The sequence below is a fragment of the Ruegeria sp. CDSB022 genome (genome assembly GCF_059611145.1).
On sequence record NZ_JBXWOZ010000009.1, the window covers coordinates 64524 to 85412 of the forward strand.

The 20889-nt window shown below is 58.0% G+C and carries 21 protein-coding genes; 7 read left to right on the forward strand and 14 right to left on the reverse strand.

Going from position 1 to position 20889, the window contains the following annotated elements:
* Positions 1-117: 117 nt before the first annotated feature.
* The 6 genes from AC2FIZ_RS14105 to AC2FIZ_RS14130 form a co-directional block, all read right to left on the reverse strand.
* A complete protein-coding gene (locus AC2FIZ_RS14105) occupies positions 118-1308 on the reverse strand; it encodes a pyridoxal-phosphate-dependent aminotransferase family protein (RefSeq protein WP_496690159.1) in 1191 nt (396 codons plus the stop codon).
* 50 nt (positions 1309-1358) lie between these two features.
* Entirely contained in the window at positions 1359-1991 is a 633-nt protein-coding gene (locus tag AC2FIZ_RS14110; RefSeq protein ID WP_142638043.1) for a bifunctional 4-hydroxy-2-oxoglutarate aldolase/2-dehydro-3-deoxy-phosphogluconate aldolase, read from the reverse strand.
* Positions 1992-1996: 5 nt separating this feature from the next.
* The gene (gene edd, locus AC2FIZ_RS14115) at positions 1997-3802 is read right to left on the reverse strand and encodes a phosphogluconate dehydratase (RefSeq protein ID WP_281973263.1); all 1806 of its coding nucleotides are present in this window, start codon (positions 3800-3802) and stop codon (positions 1997-1999) included.
* 2 nt (positions 3803-3804) lie between these two features.
* Positions 3805-5250, reverse strand: coding sequence for a glucose-6-phosphate dehydrogenase (zwf, locus tag AC2FIZ_RS14120; protein WP_281973264.1), 1446 nt, complete (start codon positions 5248-5250; stop codon positions 3805-3807).
* 138 nt (positions 5251-5388) lie between these two features.
* Entirely contained in the window at positions 5389-7632 is a 2244-nt protein-coding gene (gene ptsP, locus AC2FIZ_RS14125) for a phosphoenolpyruvate--protein phosphotransferase (protein WP_282027753.1), read from the reverse strand.
* 46 nt (positions 7633-7678) lie between these two features.
* Entirely contained in the window at positions 7679-8917 is a 1239-nt protein-coding gene (locus tag AC2FIZ_RS14130) for an aspartate kinase (protein WP_142638035.1), read from the reverse strand.
* Between the two features lie 164 nt (positions 8918-9081).
* Between AC2FIZ_RS14130 and AC2FIZ_RS14135 the strand changes: the two genes are divergently transcribed.
* A complete protein-coding gene (locus AC2FIZ_RS14135; RefSeq protein ID WP_142638033.1) occupies positions 9082-9438 on the forward strand; it encodes a hypothetical protein in 357 nt (118 codons plus the stop codon).
* On the opposite strand, the gene AC2FIZ_RS14140 is transcribed toward AC2FIZ_RS14135, so the two are convergent.
* From AC2FIZ_RS14140 to AC2FIZ_RS14160, 5 genes are all read right to left on the reverse strand, one after another.
* A complete protein-coding gene (locus tag AC2FIZ_RS14140) occupies positions 9432-10070 on the reverse strand; it encodes an SDR family NAD(P)-dependent oxidoreductase (RefSeq protein WP_281973265.1) in 639 nt (212 codons plus the stop codon). The two genes, AC2FIZ_RS14135 and AC2FIZ_RS14140, sit on opposite strands and share 7 nt — an antisense overlap.
* A gap of 3 nt (positions 10071-10073) precedes the next feature.
* Complete coding sequence (locus AC2FIZ_RS14145) at positions 10074-10529, reverse strand: DUF1178 family protein (RefSeq protein ID WP_281995772.1); 456 nt, start codon at positions 10527-10529, stop codon at positions 10074-10076.
* Between the two features lie 70 nt (positions 10530-10599).
* The gene (locus tag AC2FIZ_RS14150) at positions 10600-11058 is read right to left on the reverse strand and encodes an NUDIX hydrolase (protein WP_271950475.1); all 459 of its coding nucleotides are present in this window, start codon (positions 11056-11058) and stop codon (positions 10600-10602) included.
* Positions 11059-11154: 96 nt separating this feature from the next.
* Positions 11155-11913, reverse strand: a complete 759-nt coding sequence (locus AC2FIZ_RS14155) for an EcsC family protein (RefSeq protein WP_142638025.1) — start codon at positions 11911-11913, stop codon at positions 11155-11157.
* Positions 11914-11966: 53 nt separating this feature from the next.
* Positions 11967-12461, reverse strand: a complete 495-nt coding sequence (locus tag AC2FIZ_RS14160) for a GNAT family N-acetyltransferase (RefSeq protein WP_142638024.1) — start codon at positions 12459-12461, stop codon at positions 11967-11969.
* Positions 12462-12532: 71 nt separating this feature from the next.
* Here AC2FIZ_RS14160 and AC2FIZ_RS14165 point away from each other — a divergent pair, with 71 nt between their 5' ends.
* Together AC2FIZ_RS14165 and AC2FIZ_RS14170 are read left to right on the forward strand one after the other, a co-directional pair.
* Complete coding sequence (locus tag AC2FIZ_RS14165) at positions 12533-13138, forward strand: flavin reductase family protein (protein ID WP_281995771.1); 606 nt, start codon at positions 12533-12535, stop codon at positions 13136-13138.
* Positions 13138-13776 carry a CatB-related O-acetyltransferase gene (locus tag AC2FIZ_RS14170; protein WP_496690164.1) on the forward strand — a complete coding sequence of 213 codons (639 nt, stop codon included), beginning with the start codon at positions 13138-13140 and terminating at the stop codon, positions 13774-13776. Before AC2FIZ_RS14165 ends, AC2FIZ_RS14170 begins: the two co-directional genes overlap by 1 nt.
* A gap of 31 nt (positions 13777-13807) precedes the next feature.
* Here AC2FIZ_RS14170 and AC2FIZ_RS14175 read toward each other — a convergent pair whose 3' ends face one another.
* Positions 13808-15442: a SulP family inorganic anion transporter gene (locus tag AC2FIZ_RS14175; protein ID WP_142638018.1), complete on the reverse strand. Its 1635-nt coding sequence runs from the start codon at positions 15440-15442 to the stop codon at positions 13808-13810.
* Between the two features lie 302 nt (positions 15443-15744).
* On the opposite strand from AC2FIZ_RS14175, the gene AC2FIZ_RS14180 reads away from it, so the two are divergent.
* The 3 genes from AC2FIZ_RS14180 to AC2FIZ_RS14190 all read left to right on the forward strand — a co-directional run bounded on the left by AC2FIZ_RS14180 (position 15745) and on the right by AC2FIZ_RS14190 (position 18414).
* Positions 15745-16617, forward strand: a complete 873-nt coding sequence (locus AC2FIZ_RS14180) for an S-methyl-5'-thioadenosine phosphorylase (protein ID WP_496791217.1) — start codon at positions 15745-15747, stop codon at positions 16615-16617.
* A gap of 99 nt (positions 16618-16716) precedes the next feature.
* Positions 16717-17733: a DUF418 domain-containing protein gene (locus AC2FIZ_RS14185; RefSeq protein WP_496791219.1), complete on the forward strand. Its 1017-nt coding sequence runs from the start codon at positions 16717-16719 to the stop codon at positions 17731-17733.
* Positions 17734-17784: 51 nt separating this feature from the next.
* Positions 17785-18414 carry a LysE family translocator gene (locus tag AC2FIZ_RS14190; protein ID WP_496791220.1) on the forward strand — a complete coding sequence of 210 codons (630 nt, stop codon included), beginning with the start codon at positions 17785-17787 and terminating at the stop codon, positions 18412-18414.
* A gap of 4 nt (positions 18415-18418) precedes the next feature.
* On the opposite strand, the gene AC2FIZ_RS14195 is transcribed toward AC2FIZ_RS14190, so the two are convergent.
* Complete coding sequence (locus tag AC2FIZ_RS14195; protein WP_496791222.1) at positions 18419-18592, reverse strand: hypothetical protein; 174 nt, start codon at positions 18590-18592, stop codon at positions 18419-18421.
* A 312-nt stretch (positions 18593-18904) separates the two neighbouring features.
* Here AC2FIZ_RS14195 and AC2FIZ_RS14200 point away from each other — a divergent pair, with 312 nt between their 5' ends.
* Positions 18905-19444: an adenine phosphoribosyltransferase gene (locus tag AC2FIZ_RS14200; protein ID WP_142638010.1), complete on the forward strand. Its 540-nt coding sequence runs from the start codon at positions 18905-18907 to the stop codon at positions 19442-19444.
* A gap of 12 nt (positions 19445-19456) precedes the next feature.
* Here AC2FIZ_RS14200 and AC2FIZ_RS14205 read toward each other — a convergent pair whose 3' ends face one another.
* Positions 19457-20872: an FAD-binding oxidoreductase gene (locus AC2FIZ_RS14205; RefSeq protein WP_496791223.1), complete on the reverse strand. Its 1416-nt coding sequence runs from the start codon at positions 20870-20872 to the stop codon at positions 19457-19459.
* Positions 20873-20889 lie beyond the last annotated feature (17 nt).

Sequence of the window (20889 nt, forward strand, 5' to 3'; positions counted from 1 at the left end):
TTATGGCCATCGGGACGGGGGGGCTGTCTGCCCCCATCGCGCCGTTTGCGCGATTCCCCCCGAAAGTATTTTGAGTCAGATGAAGATACAGATTAGCACTGAGATCGGGGGCTGGTCTCAGGTCACAAGCGCGGTGGCGGCGGCTTCTAACGCACCCGTGCCGCGCGGAATATCAAGGGCGGCCATGGCAGTTTCCACGCCGCCAAGCATCGCCATGACCATCTGTGCATTGATGTGTCCCATATGGCCCAGGCGAAAACAGCCGTCCCAATCTTCCATCCCGAGGCCTATTCCCAAAGTCAGGCCCAGCGATTGTTCGGTATAGGACCGCAATGGGGTTCCGAGCCCTCCACTCAGGCACAGCGCGGTGACCGCATGACTTCGGTCTGCGCGGTCAGCTACATTCAACGACAGCGCACCGCCCTGTGCCCAGATTTCGCAGGCGGTCCAGATTGCCTGAGCGAGGCGTTGATGGCGCGCCCAGACATTTTCGATCCCTTCCGCGTGGATCAGGTCGAGCGCGGCCCGCAGCCCATAGAGATGATGGGTCGGCGCGGTACCATCGAAGTATTGGTAGAATAGCTCGGGATTGGCTCGTGGCTGCCAGTCCCAATACCGGGAAACACGCGGCATTGCGGCCCGTTTTGCCTGCGCCTTGTCGTTGAAGAATACAAACCCCACGCCCGGTGGGGTCATCAGCCCTTTTTGACAGGCGGTAACAGTCACGTCGACACCCCAGGCATCCATCTCGAATTGCTCACATCCCAGCGAGGCGATGCAGTCCGCCATCACCAGCGCCGGGTGACCCAGATCATCCAGCAACGCGCGCAGCGCCGGGAGGTTGTTGCGAATTGAGCTCGAGGTATCCACGTGAACTGCAAGTATAGCCTTGATATCATACGATGAATCAGCGCGTAGCACCTCGGCAATGCGATCGAAACCCCAGACCGAGCTGGTTCCGAAATCAATCACATCCACTTTGGCGCCGATCCCTTCGGCCATTTCGGCCCATCCATGGGTAAACCGCCCCGATGCGGGGGCAAGCACTGTCTCACCGGGCGCGATGGTGTTCGACAGTGCCGCCTCCCACGTGCCATGGCCGTTGGCAATGTAGATGGCCACGTTATGGACCGTGCGGGCAACGCGACGCAGATCGCGGATCAGATCGGGCATCATCTCGATCAATTCGCCATCGTAGATATTAGGTGACGGTCGGTGCATCGCCTGCAGCACAGCGTCAGGCATGACCGAGGGGCCTGGAATGGCCAGATACTCGCGCCCACGCGCGAGGGAGATTGGATGTGTCATGGGATCAACCTGTTTGAATTGGCCCTACCCTAACGTGGCCAATTTCGGCGTCAATCCATCAGCTTGGCGGCATCCCGGGCAAGCGTTTCGATCCCGGACCAGTTGCCTTCTGCGACCATCTGTTTGGGTGCTACCCAGCTGCCGCCCGCACAGATCACGTTGGACAAAGACAGGTAATCTCGGGCATTTGAAGGCGATACACCGCCCGTTGGGCAGAAGGTGATTTGCGGCAAGGGCGCGCCGATAGCCTTGAGCGCAGGCGCCCCGCCCGAGGCCTCGGCCGGGAAGAATTTCAGCATGTCATAGCCTTTTTCCAGCAGGGCCATCGCCTCGGTGGCGGTTGCGGCGCCGGGCAGCAGGGGCAGGTCTTGGGCTTCACATGCGGCGATCAGGGCGTCGGTGGCACCGGGCGAGACGCCAAACTGCGCGCCAGCCTCTTTCGCGGCGCGCACGTCATCCGGCGTGATCAATGTACCCGCCCCGACGACGCCACCGGGAACCTGCGCCATCGCCCGGATCGCATCGAGCGCAGCCGGGGTGCGCAAGGTCACTTCGAGCGCAGGAAGACCGCCCGCGACCAGAGCTTCGGCCAGAGGTCGTGCGCTGGCGGCGTCGTCAATTACAAGAACCGGGACAATCGGGGCAAGGGCACAGATTTCACGGGTGCGTTGTGTCTTGGACATAGATCTTACACTCCGAAGATGCTGGCGCCGGTATCCGCGGTGCCTACAGCGTTGCGAAACGCGCCGAACAGATCGCGCCCGACACCATGTTGGTTGGCAGAAAGGTCAGCCGTGGCCGGAGTGCGGTCAAGCACACCTGGGGTGAGGATTTCGAGCGCGCCGTTTACGGCATCCACGCGCAGAATGTCGCCGTCCTGCAAATAGGCGATCGCGCCGCCATCCAGAGCCTCGGGGCAGATATGAATGGCAGCGGGAACCTTGCCGGAGGCGCCGGACATACGGCCATCGGTCACCAGCGCCACCTTTTGCCCCCGGCCCTGAAGGATCGACAGCATCGGCGTCAATGAATGCAATTCGGGCATGCCATTCGCTTTGGGTCCCTGAAAGCGCACAACGACGATGACGTCATCCGTAAACTCTCCGGCTTTGAACGCCGCCTTGACCGCATCCTGAGTTTGGAACACCCGTACCGGGGCCTCGACCACCTGATGCTCGGGGGCAACCGCCGAAACCTTCATCACTCCGGTACCCAGATTGCCGCTGAGCCGCGAGAGACCTCCTGTAGGTTGGAACGGGTCTTTGGCGGGGCGCAATATCTTGTCATTCAGGCTGTGGCCTGCGCCGTCCTCCCAGGTCAGATCGCCGTCTTTCAGCTTGGGTTCTTTGGTATAATTGTGCAGCCCCTGCCCCGCGACGGTCAGCGTGTCGGGGTGCAGCAACCCGTCTTCGAGCAGCGTGCCAATGCAATAGCCCAGCCCGCCCGCGGCGTGGAAATGGTTCACATCAGCCAGTCCGTTGGGGTAGACCCGCGCAACCAAAGGCACCACGGCGGAGATTTCGGAAAAATCCTGCCAATCCAGCACGATGCCGCCCGCGCGCGCCATCGCGATCAGGTGGATCAGCAGGTTTGTCGACCCGCCCGTGGCCATCAGACCGACGATGCCGTTCACAAAGGCACGTTCGTCAAGTATCTGGCAGACCGGCGCATAGTTGTTGCCCAGCGCACTGAGCGACAGAGCACGGCGCGCACCTTCTTCAGTCAGCGCATCGCGCAGCGGTGTGTTTGGATTAACAAAGCTGGATCCCGGAAGGTGCAGGCCCATGAACTCCATCAGCATCTGGTTGGTATTGGCGGTGCCATAAAAGGTGCAGGTGCCGGGGCCATGATAGGCGGCCATCTCGGCGGCCATGAGCTCGGCGCGGTTGATCTCTCCGGCGGCAAATTTCTGGCGGATCTTGGCCTTTTCGTCATTTGGCAAACCGCTGGTCATCGGGCCTGCGGGCAGGAATACAGCTGGCAGATGGCCGAACGCCTGCGCGCCGATCACAAGGCCGGGCACGATCTTGTCGCAGACCCCCAGAAACACGGCAGCGTCATAAGTGTTGTGGCTCAGCGCCACCCCTGTGGCCAGCGCGATCACGTCACGTGAGAACAGCGACAGTTCCATCCCCGCCTCGCCCTGCGTGACGCCGTCACACATTGCCGGTACGCCACCTGCCACCTGTGCGGTTCCACCTGCGGCGCGGATCGCATCGCGGATCAAGCCGGGATAGCGCTCGAACGGCTGATGGGCCGACAGCATGTCGTTATAGGCAGTAACTATGCCCAGATTGCCCGCCGTACCAGTGGCCATCGATTGTTGGTCATCGCCTGCGCCGGCATAGGCGTGGGCCTGACCGCTGCAGGACAGATGCGCCCGCGCCGGGCCTTTGGACCGGGCCTGTTCCATCCGCTCAAGATGCGGGCCACGCAAATCGGTGCTGCGCGCTATAATCCGTTGCGTGACGTCGGTGATAACTGAATTAACCATGTCTAACCTCCGATCTGACGCCAGCGGCGCCCGTCGCGATGCATCAGCATCAGAGCTTCTTCAGGCCCGGAACTGCCTTGATCATATTTCGATGGCCGGTCGCCCCGGTTTTCCCAACCCTGAATAATAGGGTCAACCCAAGCCCAGGCGGCTTCGGCCTCGTCGCCACGCATGAACAGGGTCTGGTCACCGCGGATCACATCCATCACCAGCCGTTCATAAGCGTCCTGAGCCCGCGCATCTGCGCCCAACGCCTCGGCAAAGCTCATATCCAGCGACACATCCGACAGGCGGAACCCGCCCGGACCGGGATCTTTGATGGTGGTGCGCAGGGTGATCCCTTCGTCCGGTTGCAGACGGATCACCAGCACATTTCCATGCAATGGCCCTACATTGGGGAAGATAGTGTGTGGAGGATCCTTGAAGTAGACGGCGATTTCCGACTCGCGCGCACGCAAACGTTTTCCGGTGCGCAGATAAAAAGGCACCCCAGCCCAACGCCAGTTACCCAAATGAACCTTTAGCGCAATATAGCTTTCTGTCCGGCTTGCAGGGTTGCCGACATGGTCCAGATACCCGTCACCGCCCTCGCCCGTGCGGTATTGACCGCGGGCGATATCCGCAGGCATCACCGGCTCAAGCGCCTCGATCACTTTGACCTTTTCATCGCGAACCGCGTTGGGAGAGAACTTGGACGGCGGCTCCATCGCTGTCAGGCACAGCAGCTGTACCAAGTGGTTCTGGATCATATCCCGCATTGCACCCGACTGATCGTAATAGGCCCCGCGCCCCTCGACGCCGACGGTTTCAGCCACGGTGATCTGGACGTGGTCGACATGTGTTGCGTTCCACAACGGCTCGAACAGGGAATTGGCAAAGCGCAGGGCCATCAGGTTCTGCACGGTCTCTTTGCCCAAATAGTGGTCGATCCTATAGATCTGATGTTCTTCGAAACAGGCGCGCAGCCCTTCGTTCAGCGCCTTGGACGAGGCCAGATCATGACCAAACGGCTTTTCCACAACGATACGACTGTCAGGCGTTGCAAGATCGTGATCGTTCAGCCGTTTCGCAATGCCCGAGAACAAGCTTGGGCCGACAGAAAGGTAAAACGCTCGCACAACGTCTGGGCGCAATGACTTGGCCAGATTGTCCCAGCCCGCATCACCCAAGGCATCAACCTGTACATATTCCACGCGTGACAGAAAGCGGTCCAGAACGTCTTTTTTGAATTCCGGCGCGAACTCTTTCATCGAGGCGCGTATCTGATCCCGAAACGCGTCGCTATCAATGGCGGATCGGGCAGACCCGATAATCCGGGCTTCGTCTGGCATCTGGCCGACTTCGAAACGATGACACAAACCTGGCAGGATTTTTCGCTGCGCCAGATCACCGGTCGCGCCAAACAGCACCAGATCGAACGGGTTAACGGGAATTACGCGTGAAACCATCGTCGGGCTCCTTCAATCCTCTGCTGAACCACAATAGCACTTAAAGCTAACAGCGCCGGTGAATAGAAAATGTTATCGCTAACATTCACCATTTCCTTAGGCAAAGCGAGAAAAGAAAGCAAGGGTGGATTTGACGCACTACCCCTGGCTGCGTAACCATTCCATCACAGCCGGCCGCACGGATTGCTCTCCGCGATGACGAGCGTCCGATATGATCTTGCGCACTGCTTGCAGATCTGCCCGCAACAATACGCTTTTGACCGGCCCAATCGACGCCGGGCGCATCGACAACGTCCGGATTCCCATCGCGGCCAGACACAGTGCCTCGACCGGTCGTCCTGCGTCTTCACCGCAGAAGCTGAGCGGCGTATCCGAGATGTTGCAGCGTTCTACGATCCGTTCGATAAAAGTCAGGAAACTGACATTCAGCGAGTCATAGCGGCGGCGGACCAACTCGTTTTCACGGTCGGCAGCAAAGAAGAACTGTTTCAGATCATTGCCACCAATCGAAATGAAATCGACTTCGTCAAAAAACTTCTGCGGTGCAAAAGCGAGTGAGGGTGTTTCCAACATCGCTCCGACTTCAATACTTTCAGGCAGGGCATGGCCCAGACGTTTCTCGCGGTCGATGGTCTTATTCACTTCCCATCGCGCTTCATAATACTCTTCCGCTTGTGCCACGAATGGGAACATGACCGTCAACGGACGACCATTGGCGGCCCGGAGCAGAGCCTGCAGCTGCATCCTCATCACGCCGCGTTTATCCAGGCCAACCCGAATTGCGCGCCAGCCTAAGGCCGGGTTCGGCTCCTCGATGTGTTTCATGTAGGGCAGAACTTTGTCGGACCCGATATCCAGCGTGCGAAATACCACACGCTTTTTATCGGCCGCATCCAGAACCCGCTGATATTGCGTCACAAGCTCCGAACGCTTGGGCATCTTATTGCGGATCAGGAACTGCAGCTCAGTACGAAACAGGCCCACGCCTTCGGCACCGGAATTGTTCAGCGAAGGCAGGTCCGCCATCAGACCCGCGTTCATCACCAGATTGATCCGCTCTCCATCCCGAGTCACCGTTGGCGTTTCGCGGATTGAGGCATAGCGTTCCTGCGCCTTGGCCTGCATCGCGACCTTATCACGGAACGCGCTGACCACGGTATCTTCTGGTCTCAGCTGCACAGTGCCCTGATCGCCATCAACCAGGATATGGTCTCCGTTCAGGGCCTCGGTCGTAATGCGCCCGACATGGACCACCAGTGGTATGGCCAAAGCACGGGCAACAATGGTGGCATGGCTTCCGACCGAGCCCTCTTCGAGCACGATGCCTTTCAAGGACCGGCCATATTCCAGCAGGTCACCTGGACCGATATTCCGGGCAACCAGGATTGGGTCCGGTGGCAGGTCGGCACTGTTTGTCTGCCCTTGCCCGGTCAAAATGCGCAGCAGACGGTTGCTGAGATCGTCCAGATCCGCCAATCGCTCGCGCAGATAGGGGTCGGAGACTTGGCTCATGCGCGCGCGCGCCTGGGATTGTTCCTTTTCCACCGCAGCTTCGGCGCTAAGCCCAAGTGCAATGTCCTCCTCCATCCGGCGCATCCAGCCTTTGGAGTTGGCGAACATGCGATAGGCTTCCAGAACCTGCAGCTGTTCCTTGTCGCCGTTCTTGGATATCTCGAGCATCTTGTCGACACCGACGCGCAATTCTTCGACCGCCTCGGTCAGACGTTCTTGTTCGCGGTGCGGGTCATCGGCAATCGGGTTGGTAACAACAACGCGCGGCTCATGCAGCCAGACATGGCCTTCGGCCGAGCCCTCTTGTGCAGGACCGCCGGTAAACTGAACTGGTTGCTGGTGGCGTGGCGACAGGGCCGCGCCCTCGCCCACGAAGGCACCGAGTTCAGCCATTTCTGCCAGAACCATTGCAACCACTTCCAGCGCGTAAACTTCATCCGCCGAAAACTCGCGCGCATTGCGGGACTGAACGACCAGAACGCCCAGCTTTTCACCCAGCCGCTGAATGGGCACGCCCAGAAAAGACGAGAAACGCTCTTCGCCCGTTTCAGGCATATAGCGAAAGCCCTTGGCGGACGGTGCATCAGGGGTATTCACGATTTTGCCGGATTTCGCGACGCGCCCCACCAGTCCTTCGCCCATGCGCATACGGGTCATATGGACGGCCTCGGGCGACAGGCCTTCGGTCGCACAAAGTTCCAGGGTTTCTTCGTCGCGGAACAGATAGATCGAGCAGACCTCGGCCCGGATACTGTCTGCGATCAGGTGAGTGATCCGGTCAAGACGTTCCTGACCGGCAGCTTCGCTCGCCATCTCTTCACGCAGCCGCCCCAGCAGCTTACGGGATTCTGTTTCAGTGCCGTCTGCCATAGCCCAACCAGTCTAAGGTTTCAGGCGTGACCCTTGGCTGAATTGCTCAGGCCGCCTTGTCCAATTCAAAGGCATCATGCAGTGCCTGAACCGCAAGTTCCATGTATTTCCTGTCTACCAAGACGGAAATTTTTATCTCAGAGGTTGTAATGACCTTGATGTTGATACCCTCATCCGAGAGTATCTTGAACATTTTGGCCGCAACACCCGATTGCGAACGCATTCCAATCCCGACCACAGAAACCTTGCAGACATCATTATCTGCGACCAGGTCGGCATAGTTCAGCTCTCCTCGGTCTTTCACAGCCAACAGCGCCTTTTCGGCGCGCGTCACCTGATCCGTGGGGCAGGAAAAGGTCATATCCGTGCGCCCTTCGTCCGAGATGTTCTGAACGATCATATCCACATTCACGCCCGCGTCGCTAAGCGCCGTGAAGATGATCGAGGCGATACCGGGGCGGTCCGCCACGGAAACGACGGTCATCTTGGCCTCGTCACGAGAATAGGCCACACCGGCCACAACATTGGATTCCATGATATCCTCCTCGTCGCAGACCAGCGTACCAGCCTCGTCGGATTGTTCTTCAAAACTTGAGAGAACGCGCAATTTCACTTTATATCGCATCGCCAGCTCAACCGAGCGGGTTTGCAGCACCTTAGCCCCAAGCGAGGCCAGTTCCAGCATTTCTTCGAATGAGATCCGATCCAGCTTACGCGCTTTTTGGCAGATGCGCGGGTCGGTCGTGTAAACGCCATCTACATCGGTATAGATGTCGCAGCGCTCGGCCCCGAATGCGGCAGCAAAGGCCACCGCAGTGGTATCCGACCCGCCACGGCCAAGTGTCGTGATACGGCCTTCAGGGCTGAGACCCTGGAAACCCGCGACAACGGCCACTTTCATGCCCTCGCCGAATTTCTGGTTCAGGTTGTCGGTCGGAATATCCTCGATCCGGGCCTGGCTGTGGGCGCTGGTGGTCAGCAACGGCACCTGCCAGCCCTGCCAACTGCGGGCTGGTACGTCCATCTCTTGCAATGTCAGCGCCATAAGGCCGGCGGTGACGTTTTCCCCCGAAGACACCACGGCGTCATATTCGCGCGCATCAAACAGTGGCGAGGTTTCGTTGACCCAGCCCACCAGCTCGTTGGTCTTGCCCGACATGGCCGAGACGATGACGATCACGTCATAACCCTTGGCCACCTCAACGCCAATGCGCTTTGCAGCACGGCGGATACGGTCCAGATTTGCGACGGATGTGCCGCCGAATTTCATCACGAGTACGGGCATGGGGGCTGATGTCTCCGCGCCTTGGAATTCAGATCCCGTGCGTCTTATGCGAGGGGGGCCGCAAGAGCAAGAGTGCAATACCGCATCAGTCGGGGCCTAGCATCGCTTTACAACCGCGTATGACGGTGTAAGCCTGACGCATCAAATTCACTACGAGGTATTCAATGCACCGTCTTGCCCTTGTCCTTGCCCTATTTTCCACACCTGCGGCGGCGCAAGTCGCCTCGCTGACCGGCACCGACGGTCAAAACGCCTTGGGGAAAGTGCCCTGTGCGACCAGCCCAGGCGAGGCGATGCGCACTTGCAACGCCGAAATGCGGCGCCGTGACGACGGCAGCTCTACGCTTGCGGTTGCGATGGGAAATGGCGAAGTCCGCAACATCTATTTCACCGATGGCATCCCGGATTCGACAAATTCGGCAGCTAAGATCACCTATGAAAACCGAGGCGATGTTATGGTGATTTTCGTTGATCCCGGTGAGGTATATGAGATCCCTAAAGTCGCTCTTGCCCGTCAGTAAGGGTGCGACTGGCCTTCATAGGTTTCAAAGCACCCGGTACTTTCAAGTGACAGAGTATCGAAACGGTTGATTAGGCCCTGAACAGCCTTATCAACCGTGATATCAGCCCCGGTCCCACCCATATCCGTCTGAACCCAGCCGGGATGGTAAATGCCTACTGAAATGCCGTCGCCGCGCAGGTCCACAGCAAGATTGCGCCCCAGGTTCAGAACCGCCGCCTTGGACGAGCGGTAGATATAGCTGCCACCAGGCGCCCGCGTGTGCGAGGCCATCTGCGAGGATAAAATCGCAATCTTTCCCTGTGCCGCGCGCAGATTGGGCAACAAGGCCTGAACTGTCAGAAAGACCCCCGTCACATTGGCAGCGAAACTCTGCGCCCACATTTCGGCGGGGTAGCCATCGATGGTTTGGGATTTATCCAGATATACACCGGCATTGCAGACCAGCAGATCAACAGGGCGCATTGCCAGTTTTTCCGCCATCGCTTTATGTTGTTTTGGGTCTGTTACATCCAGCGCCACCTCCGCGCTGCCATCCCGAGCCGTGCCCGTTACATCGCATCCTTGCGCCCGATACCTGTCCGCCAGAACCTTTCCGATCCCCCGCCCAGCACCGGTGATAACAACATGCATGGGCTAGTTCGTCTTGCGCGAAGGTACGAAAGGCAGCGGCGCAACAGGAACGCCGTCATCGATCAATGCCCTGGCTTCTTCTGGCTTGGCCTCGCCATAGATCGCACGTTCCGGCGCGTCGCCCAAATGTATCTTACGGGCCTCTTTGGCAAAATCCTTGCCAACATAATCCGAGTTGTCCTCGACTTTGCGCCGCAGCTCAGAAAGGGCTTTCTCGACATCAACGCTTGGCGTAGCCATGTTGACGACCTCATCCCGAGATGCCGGAACCGTGGCACGAGATTCGACCGTACGTCCGGGGCGGACACGCGGGGTCATGATTGCTTTTTCAACTTGCGGATCACCGCACACAGCGCATGTCACCATGCCCGCGGCGGCAAGTTTGTCGTAAGCGGCGGCTGATTGAAACCAACTGTCAAAGCTGTGACCGCTATTACATTTCAACGCATATTGAATCATGTTCTGTCCAGATGTCGGATGCCAAATAGATACCAACCACTATTGCAATGGCAAGCCCCTGAGGGGGACATCAGTGATACAAATGCTCTACATTGCGTAACAATGATGCAAGATCGGGCGAATTAACCCGAGAGGCGGCATGTCCCAGCGAAAACCACCTGCGCTTGCGCTCTTGCCATTCAGGGTATCGCGCGGCCAGGGATTTGACCACCAGCGGATAGACATCGACCAGATAAACCGCTGATCCTTTCTTGTACCTCCGCTTGTAATGCAGGAACTGCCCAAAGGCATTTGGAGTGCAAGTACCGGTCACACCCGCCTCTTCCCAGGCTTCTTGACTGGCTGTCCCGGAGGGTGAGAGGCCTTCGATCAAATTCCCCTTGGGTATTATCCAACGACCGGAACCACGCGTTGTAATGAGCAACACCTGAGGCGTGCCGCGTTGGACACGATAGCACAGAGCTGCCGATTGCCGTACGACTCGCACAGTGCCCGCTTGATGCAGGTTGAGTTGCCTTTGCTCGATCACGTCCTGCTGCCTCTCCAGGGAACGTTTTATCCGCCTGCCCGGTGCGCTTTTGCGCTTATTTATCGGACCTGCGCCTGAAGAATGCCATATGAAGCGTTATTTTTCAATCCCTTGCATCCGCGCCTCAAGTTTGCGGATCAGAACCTCATGCGGAATATCGGCATCTACTGACAGCCGCCTCAGGCCAAAATGGACGCGGGCGATCTGTTGGTAATAGCGTGTATAGACATAATTCGTACCGCCGCCGGCTATGGCGCCCAACACAGGCACAGATTGCGCAGCCAGTTTTTGCCCCAAAACCACCGCCAGTTTCGGGGCAACGGCAGATATCAGCTTTTGCAAAGCTGGGCCTGTCAGGGTCAGGCGCGCCGAAAAGAAACCCAGATCCGCGCCGTCATCGAAAGACATCGGACCAGCGGCTGACAATACCCGGACACAGTCGAATTTGACACCATCCTCAGAAGGGTCAAACCCTTCGCGCGCCGCAGCGCCCTGAATTGAACGCAGCAGCATAGTCGTGGTTGCTGGTAACTCCATCAATGCGGTCGGAACGCCACCGATACCGCCTGCAGCTCCCATGGCTGTCGTCAGGGCCGTATTGACCCATGGCAACTGATCGGGCACCGCCCTACGCGACCCTTCAGCCGCGTTCATCGCAATCCAAAGCGCCTTTTCTGTCGCCCCGGTTAGGACTTCGCGCACAGATGGCGGCAGCTGTTCAAGCAATGACTCTGCCGAGCCACCGACACTGTTCAACAACTTGACGCCCGGCCCTCCGGCGGATTGGTAAAATCCGGCCAAACGGTCCAGTTCCGCTTCGGCATTGAGTTTTCCGACAAGAACCATGTCCTGCATAAGTACCCTCCTGCCCCTAGAACATCGGCACTTACCGCAACGGTTTCAATAGCTCAGCGGCTCCAGCGGGTTACCGGACCAGTTATTCCGTCCCATCCGCCGGGTATCAGGTCCACGCCCAGAACCCGATCCGGGTTGGTTGGCGGGGGCATCTCGACCCCGGTCAGACGGGTGAAACCAAACCGAGCATAATAGGGTGCATCCCCGACCAACATGACCCTGTCCCAACCCTTGGTTCGCCCGGCCCGCAATCCTTCATGGATCAAAAATCCACCCAGTCCTTCACCTTGATGGGTCGGGTGGACGGCCACAGGGCCCAAAAGCAGCGCGTCCTGATCGCCAACATGCACGGGCCAGAATCTTATTGCACCGGCCAGGATATCCTGCCCGTCCCGCACCACTTGTGACAAGCCTGACATTGGCGGAACATCATCGCGCAGGCGATACGAAGACAGCGCTTCGCGCCCGGGCGCAAAGCACAAATCGTACAAAGCCTCGACTTCCCACCAATCGTCCGGCTCCTCCGGCCTGATCACGAATTGCTGCACCCTGCCCTCTTTTCCTAGCTGGAATTCGCCCTAGCACTTCGTTACGCCTTGGGCAAACGCTTGGAGACCTTATGTTCTATCGCCCAGAAGACGGCCATGGCCTGCCACACAATCCGTTCAACGCCATCATCACCCCCCGCCCGATCGGCTGGATATCAACCCGTGGCGCGGATGGGACCAACAACCTCGCGCCCTATTCGTTCTTTAATGGTGTGGCCTACACACCTCCGCAGGTCATGTTTGCCTCGACCGGAACCAAGGCCGATCAGGACGGTGGAAAGGACAGCATCACCAATATCGAGGCAACAAGCGTATTCTGCGTGAACGTTGTCGCCCACGCCCACCGCGACGCAATGAACGCCAGTTCAGCCGCGCTGCCCAAACATGTCGACGAGTTCAAACACGCCGGCCTTACTGCAATCGAATGCGAGACCATCCCCTGCGCCCGTGTCGAAGGTGCCCCAGCCGCATTGGAATGCAAGCTCACGCAGATCGTGACCCTGCCCGGACAGGCGAACCGGGTTGTGTTTGGCGAAGTGACAGGAGTGCATCTGAACGACGACCATATGCGGGATGGCAAATTCGATGTGACGTCTTTCAAACCACTGGCACGGCTTGGCTACCGGGATTATTCGGTTGCGTCCGAGCTGTTCAGTCTTTCAAGACCGGATGACTAATGCCTTTACCTGACGCATCGCGCCGATACCCAATCACATTGCCTGACGGCTCGGACCACCCGGGAACGGTCTTACTGTCTCAGGCTATCGACCACCCCAGAATAGAAGCCGGTGAATACAGCTATGCGTCGGATTTCGACGCACCAGAGGATTGGGCGCAACGCCTTGCCCCTTATCTATTCCCGTTTTCCCGCGAAAAACTTGTCTTGGGTAGATTCTGTCAAATCGCCCACGGCGTCCGGTTCATCACTTCATCGGCCAATCACGCCATGAGCGGGGCGACATGCTATCCTTTTCCCGTTTTCGATCCCGAAAAGCTGTTGGAATATCAACCTGACAGGCGCGATACCGTGATCGGAAATGACGTTTGGATCGCATACGGTGCCTTGATCATGCCTGGCGCTGAAATCGGAGATGGCGCCATTATCGGTGCAGGATCCGTCGTGCGCGGAACAGTACCGCCTTATGCAATCGTGACAGGCAATCCTGCAGAAGTACGACGGTATCGGTTTGAGGCCGGTACAATCGACCGGCTGCTTGCTTTGAAGTGGTGGGATTGGCCAACTGATCTGATTACCGAAGCCGAAAGTGCTCTGCTGTCCGGAAACGTCGATATGCTGGAGCGTTTAGCCCCCTAAAAAAGGCGGCCCATTTGGCCGCCTTTCACAATCAGTGCCCACCCAGAATGCCGGTGCGAACAGAATAATCGACCGCCAGCGCGTAATCGGGGTCATCGTCGCTGTCGACCATCAAATGGCCTGCCTTGTTCAGCAGTTTGTGACAGTCACGACTGAGGTGACGGAGCATGACGCGCTTTCCTGCGGCTTCATATTTCGAAGCGATGTTCTCGATGGCCTGCAATGCCGACTGATCCACCACACGGCTTTCGGCAAAATCGACAATCACGGTTTCCGGGTCGTTTGAAACGTCGAATATCTCAACAAATCCCTCGGACGAACCAAAGAACAGCGGCCCTTGAATCTCGTAGACCTTTGCGCCTTTTTCCGTCAGTGAATCGCGGGTGATTGCATGGATACGCTTGGCGTTGTTCCAAGCATAAGCCAGGGCCGAGACGATCACACCAACAACAACCGCTACCGCCAGGTCCTCCATCACGGTCACGACAGTCACCAGCACAATGACAAACGCGTCCATCAAAGGCACTTTGCGCATGATCTTGAACGAGTTCCAGGCGAAGGTCCCGATCACCACCATGAACATCACCCCGACCAAAGCGGCCAATGGAATCTGCTCAATCAGCGGGGAAGCGAACAGGATGAATACCAACAGGAACAGCGCCGCTGCGATACCGGCAATGCGCGTGCGCCCACCTGATTTCACGTTGATCATGGACTGACCTATCATGGCACAGCCGCCCATGCCTCCGAAAAAGCCCGTGGCCACATTGGCAAACCCTTGGGCGATACATTCTTGCGAGGCACCACCACGTTTGCCGGTGATTTCGCCAACAAGGTTCAGCGTCAGAAGCGACTCGATCAGGCCAATCGCTGCCAATATGACGGCGTATGGCAGGATGATCTCAAACGTCTCCCAGTTCAGCGGCACCATCGGGATGTGGAACGGCGGCAAGCCACCTTCGATCGAGGCAAGATCGCCCACCCGTGGGACGTCCAGTCCAAAACCAATCACCAATGCTGCGACGACCATGATCCCTGCCAAAGGCGCCGGGACAATGCGTGTAATGCGTGGCACGATAAGGATCACCGCCATAGTCAGGCCGACCAGACCCAACATGGTAAAAAGCTGAATACCGGAAAGCCATTCGCCACCGCTCATGCCATGGCCCGTGTTTTCCATGCTACCGGGAACTTTGAACTGGCCCATCTGGGCCAGAAAAATCACGATGGCCAATCCGTTCACAAACCCCAGCATCACTGGATGCGGTACCAGCCTGATAAAACGCCCCCAGTGCATCGCCCCTGCGATCAGCTGCAGTATTCCCATCAAAACAACTGTAGCGAAGAGGTATTCGACCCCATGTTCTGCCACCAAGGCAACCATCACCACGGCCAGGGCCCCGGTTGCGCCCGAAATCATACCCGGACGCCCACCGATCAGTGCAGTAATCAGCCCCACCATGAACGCAGCATACAAACCAACCAGAGGATGCACGCCCGCGACAAACGCAAAGGCCACCGCCTCAGGGACCAAAGCAAGTGCAACCGTCAGGCCGGACAGCAGCTCGATCCGAAGGCGCGAGACGGTCAGGCCCTCATCCGGAACCCAACGAAGATCAGGTTTGGCGATACGATTGGCAAAGCTTGCCAGCATAGCTCGGGGCATAGGGCGTCCTGTTGGTTTATGGGTTCGCGCAAAAAAGGGACTTCTATCTGTGAACCGGTTTTTGAGCCACCGCATCAGGCGGGAGGCTGATATGCGCAGCACGCATAGCACATATCTCGCGAATAGGTGAATTGATGTCGGTTCGTTGCCGTCACACCTTGGCTTGACGCTCTGCCTGGCTCGGATAGCAACGACCCGAACCCCTGCGAAAAAAGTGATAGAACCACCGGGCGATCACCCTTGTCAAACCATGCAGCGCAGCGCACAAATCGCTGAACAGGCACCAAAATCGGAGAAAACCAGTGACCCAGACCAAGATTGCCGTCATCGGCGGATCAGGCATTTACGACATCGACGGATTGGAGAATGCGCAATGGGTCTCGGTTGAAACGCCTTGGGGTAAGCCTTCGGACCAAATACTGACCGGCGCGCTGAACGGGATCGAGATGGCGTTCCTGCCTCGCCACGGGCGTGGCCACATTCATTCGCCGACGGACGTGCCCTATCGCGCCAATATTGACGCGCTGAAACGTCTGGGGATCACGGATGTGATCTCGATCTCGGCCTGCGGATCATTCCGCGAGCATATGGCGCCCGGAGATTTTGTTGTCGTCGACCAATTCATCGACCGCACCTTTGCGCGGGAGAAAAGCTTTTTCAGCTCCGGCTGCGTGGCCCATGTCAGCGTCGCCCACCCGACCTGCCCACGTTTGTCAGATGCTTGTGAGACTGCTGGCAAGGCTGCCGGCATCACCATTCATCGCGACGGCACCTATCTGGCGATGGAAGGGCCGCAATTCTCGACACTGGCGGAATCCAAAATGTACCGCGAGCATTGGGGCTGCGATGTGATCGGAATGACCAACATGCCCGAGGCGAAACTCGCCCGAGAAGCCGAGCTTTGTTATGCTTCGATCGCGATGGTCACCGACTATGACAGTTGGCACCCGGACCATGGCGAGGTCGACGTGACCGCCATTATCGCCACCCTGACCGGGAACGCCGAAAAAGGCCGGGCGCTGGTCAAGGGCTTGCCAGAGTTGCTGGGGGCAGAGCGCCTGCCCTGCCCGCACGGGTGTGACCGGGCGCTGGAATACGCGATCCTGACCGCGCCAGAAAAACGTGATCCGGCGCTGCTGGCGAAACTGGACGCAGTCGCAGGGCGGGTGCTCTAGCGATTGGTATCAACCCTATTCCGGTCGGCCGCATCAGTACTTAACCGAAAGGCAGCCTTTTAAGTTCGGTACGGGCGGCAGGGAACGAAGAGGATAGGAATGAAACGGCTCGAGGCCCTGGACGCCGCACGCTTTCTGGCATTTTGCGGCATGGTGCTGGTGAACTTTCGCATCGCGGCGCAGGTCAAACCGGCAGATGACTGGGCATCGGCGCTTGTCGAGGCACTGGAAGGTCGTGCTGCTGCATTGTTTGTCATTCTGGCCGGGATCGGTATTGGTCTGTCCAGCCCTTCTGTTGGAATTCTGTTACGACGGGCTGCATTTCTTTTCGTACTTGGCCTGATCAACATGACCATGTTTGAGGCCGATATCCTGCATTTCTATGCATTGTATTTTGTTGTCGGCGCGGCGTTTCTGTCCTCGTCCATCTTTGGTTTGTGGCTTGGCGCATGCAGTGTCGTTGTCCTGACCGTTCTCGCCAATCTTATCTTTGACTATGATCAGGGATGGGACTGGCTTTCCCTGACCCATACCGACCTGTGGACGATACCGGGCTTTGTACGAAACTTGCTGTTCAATGGTTGGCACCCCGTTCTACCTTGGGCAGCGTTCTTGCTGATCGGTATGGCGATTGGGCGATCGCAACTACAGACGGTCTGTGTTCAGCACCGGTTGATCATGTGGGGATTTGGCGCAGCGGTTCTGGCCCTGTTTCCACAAAAGCTGGCAACCGATCCTGACCTGGCCGCCTATCTGGGCACTCAATCCATCCCTCCGGGGCCGTTTTACATTTTGGCCGGGGCTGGAACCGCCTGCGTGGTGATCGGCCTGTTGCTAAAGCTCTGGCCGCGGATTCAGGAGCTGGGCGTCGCACCGGCACTGACTGCGCCGGGGCGGCAGGCCTTGACGCTGTATCTGGCACATATCGTGATTGGGATGGGCATTCTGGAAGAGGCCGGCCTGCTGGACGGATCGCTCAGCGCGCCACAGATCGTTGGCTACGCCTTGGGTTTCTGCGTGCTGTCCTCAGGATTTGCTCTGCTATGGTTCCTGCGCTTCAGACGCGGACCACTTGAGGCGTTGATGCACCGCGTGACCCGGCCCTCAGGGGCTTGACCTTTGCTCGTCACCAAAGCTTGATACCCGCGTATCTTATTCGGAGATCACATGCCCTTTGACATCTGGCTGGCCTTTGTGGCCGCATCCACCGCTTTGCTGCTGATCCCCGGCCCCACTGTGCTGCTGGTGCTCAGCTATGCGCTGTCCAAAGGCCGCAGCGTTGCCGTAGCCTCGGCCACCGGGGTGGCGGTTGGCGATTTGGTGGCCATGACGGCCTCATTGCTGGGATTGGGGGCATTGGTTCTGGCCTCAGCTACGTTGTTTTCCGTATTGAAGTGGATCGGCGCGGCCTATCTGGTGTGGCTGGGTATCAAGTTACTCCGCAGCGCCCCTTCGGCGGGGCTGCAAGCGGTTGAACCCGGCGCAGATATCACTGCGCGAGGCGTCTTTGGTCACGCGGCCGCTGTAACCGCCCTGAACCCCAAATCGATTGCGTTCTTTATCGCCTTCGTGCCGCAATTCCTGCGCCCTACCGAACCTCTGGGCCCTCAATTCGCGATCCTGATAGGCACCTTCGTCGGGTTGGCCTGGTTGAACACATTGGCCTATGCCCTTTTGGCAGATCGGCTGCGCCATATGATCGGCCGCGCAAGCACCATTCGCGCATTGACGCGTTTCGGGGGGCTGACCCTGATCGGTATGGGGATCGCCACATCAATCCTGCGTCGCCCGGCCTGAGGGCCTATTCTGCAGTGTGATCATTCATAAATCCGCGAATAAACCGCCTGATTTCCCGCGCCGCCGACGTGTCGAGTTCCCTGCACAGCTCTACAAAAGCATCGCGCTCGCCACGATCCAGCCGCAGAACCAGCTGGCTGTCCTTTTTGACTGAAACCTTACGATCTGTCCCTGACATGCACTTTGTCTCCAAAAGACTTCAGAAGGAATGAAACGTATATACTAAGTATATAGAAAACATATGATGGGCAGCTAACAACCTTGCGGAATCTTTGCAAGTAGCCTGTGTTCAATTCAGGTAATTCTTTTTCGGAACCAACGCATTGGCTAAAAAAGACGACGTCTTGGGAAACCTATCTGGTTTTTTCGGTGAGATAGGCAATCGCACGTTCTAGGAAGATTGCAAGCCAGCACATTCATTCTGTTCTTGCATGACCGTCCCCGATGGGCCAAACAACCCAGCGTGTTTTGACGCCAGAAGGGGATGGTCATGTCAAGAAACAAGTCGGTCAAGGATTACATCCGAACCATCGTCGACTTTCCGCACGAAGGGATCATGTTTCGGGATGTCACCACCTTGTTTGCGGACCCGCGCGGGTTTCGTATGGCGATTGACCAAATGTTGCACCCCTATGCTGGCGAACAGATCGACAAGGTCGTGGGACTTGAGGCGCGCGGTTTCATATTGGGCGGCGCCATCGCACATCAGCTGAGCGTCGGTTTCGTCCCCATCCGCAAAAAGGGCAAGCTGCCCGGCACAACAATCAGCCAGGATTACACGCTGGAATATGGCGAGGCCATTGTCGAGATCCACGATGATGCCATTCAGCCGGGTGAGAAAATTCTGGTCGTGGATGACCTGCTGGCCACCGGAGGCACCGCCGCCGCCGGGATCAAACTGATCGAACGGCTGGGCGGCGAGATCGTGTCATGTTCCTTCATCATTGACCTGCCAGAACTGGGCGGGCGCAAGGTTCTGGAAGAGATGGGCATGGATGTTCATGTCCTGTGCGAATTCGAAGGACTCTGATCGATCCCACAGTTACAGCCGCAGGACCGCGCCGGGGTTCATGATCCCTTTGGGGTCCAACGCCGATTTGATCGCCCGCATCGCGCTCAATTTGACCGGATCGCCATATCGTTCCAAATCATTGGTCTTCAATCGCCCGATACCGTGCTCTGCGCTGACGGATCCCTGAAACTCATGCACAAGGTCATGAACGGCCCTTTTTACCTTCGCACTTTCGGCGTCATACTCTGACCGGGAATGCCCGTTTGGCGGAAACACATTGTAATGTAGGTTCCCGTCGCCCAGATGCCCGAAACAGTTCACCCGATACGGACCAAGCGCGGCCACAACATCTGCACCACGCCGGATAAATTCTGGGATGGCCGAGATCGGCACCGAGATATCGTGGCTTGAGACCGACCCGATCAGCCGGTTTGCATCCGGAATACGCTCGCGCACGGCCCACATGTCCTGCCGCTGCGCCTCGCTTTGTGCAATCACCGCATCGGTGACCAGCCCACGTGCCTCAGCGGCCTCGTACAGCACCTCAAACGCGGTTTCAGGTGATTGTCCCATCGACAAGCCAATCTCGATCAGTACAGACCATTCGGGCGGCTCGGCAAAAGCCTGCCGCGTCTCTGGCAGAACCTCACTCAGGAACAAAAGCCCCTGTTGGTGAATCAGTTCAAATGCGCTGACGCTGTCGCCCATGAGGTCCCGCGCCAGCGCCAGCAAATCAACCGCCGCTTCGGCAGAGGTGACCTGAACCATGGCCGTTCCAACCGCCTCAGGACGGGGAAACAGCTTGAGTGCCGCCGCAGTGATGATCCCTAGCGTCCCTTCGGCTCCGATCAAAAGATTGCGCAGATCATACCCGGTATTGTCCTTTCGCAACCGGCTGAGCCCATGCCAGATTTCGCCACTTGGTAGAACCGCCTCAAGGCCCAGACACAGGTCACGGGCGTTTCCATAGCGCAACACGTTAACCCCCCCTGCATTTGTCGACAGGTTCCCTCCGATCCTACATGACCCCTGTGAGGCAAGGGAAAGTGGAAATAACCGGTTCGCGCCTTCGGCAGCCGCCTGCACATCTGCAAGGATCACACCACCTTCTGTAATCATCACATTCTCTGTCGGATAGACAGCCCGGATCGCTGTCATCCGCTCTAGCGAGATTAGCAAAGGCGCAGGCCCGTCCGACGTCACCTGACCGCCAACAACACCGGTGCCGCCCCCATATGGCACCACCGGGACCGATGCCTCGGCAGCCAATCGGATCAGAACCGCCACCTCCTCGGCCGTTCTGGGCACCGCAAGCACCCCCGCCTGCCCGGAAATCCGACGGCGCGGCTCCTCGAGATATCGCGCGGTGACCGGTCGCAGCACTTCATCCGGCAAGGCGGCGCGAATTGATTGGGCGAATTGATCGTCTGCGGGATTCAGGGTCATGCCCATTCCTTGCCCAA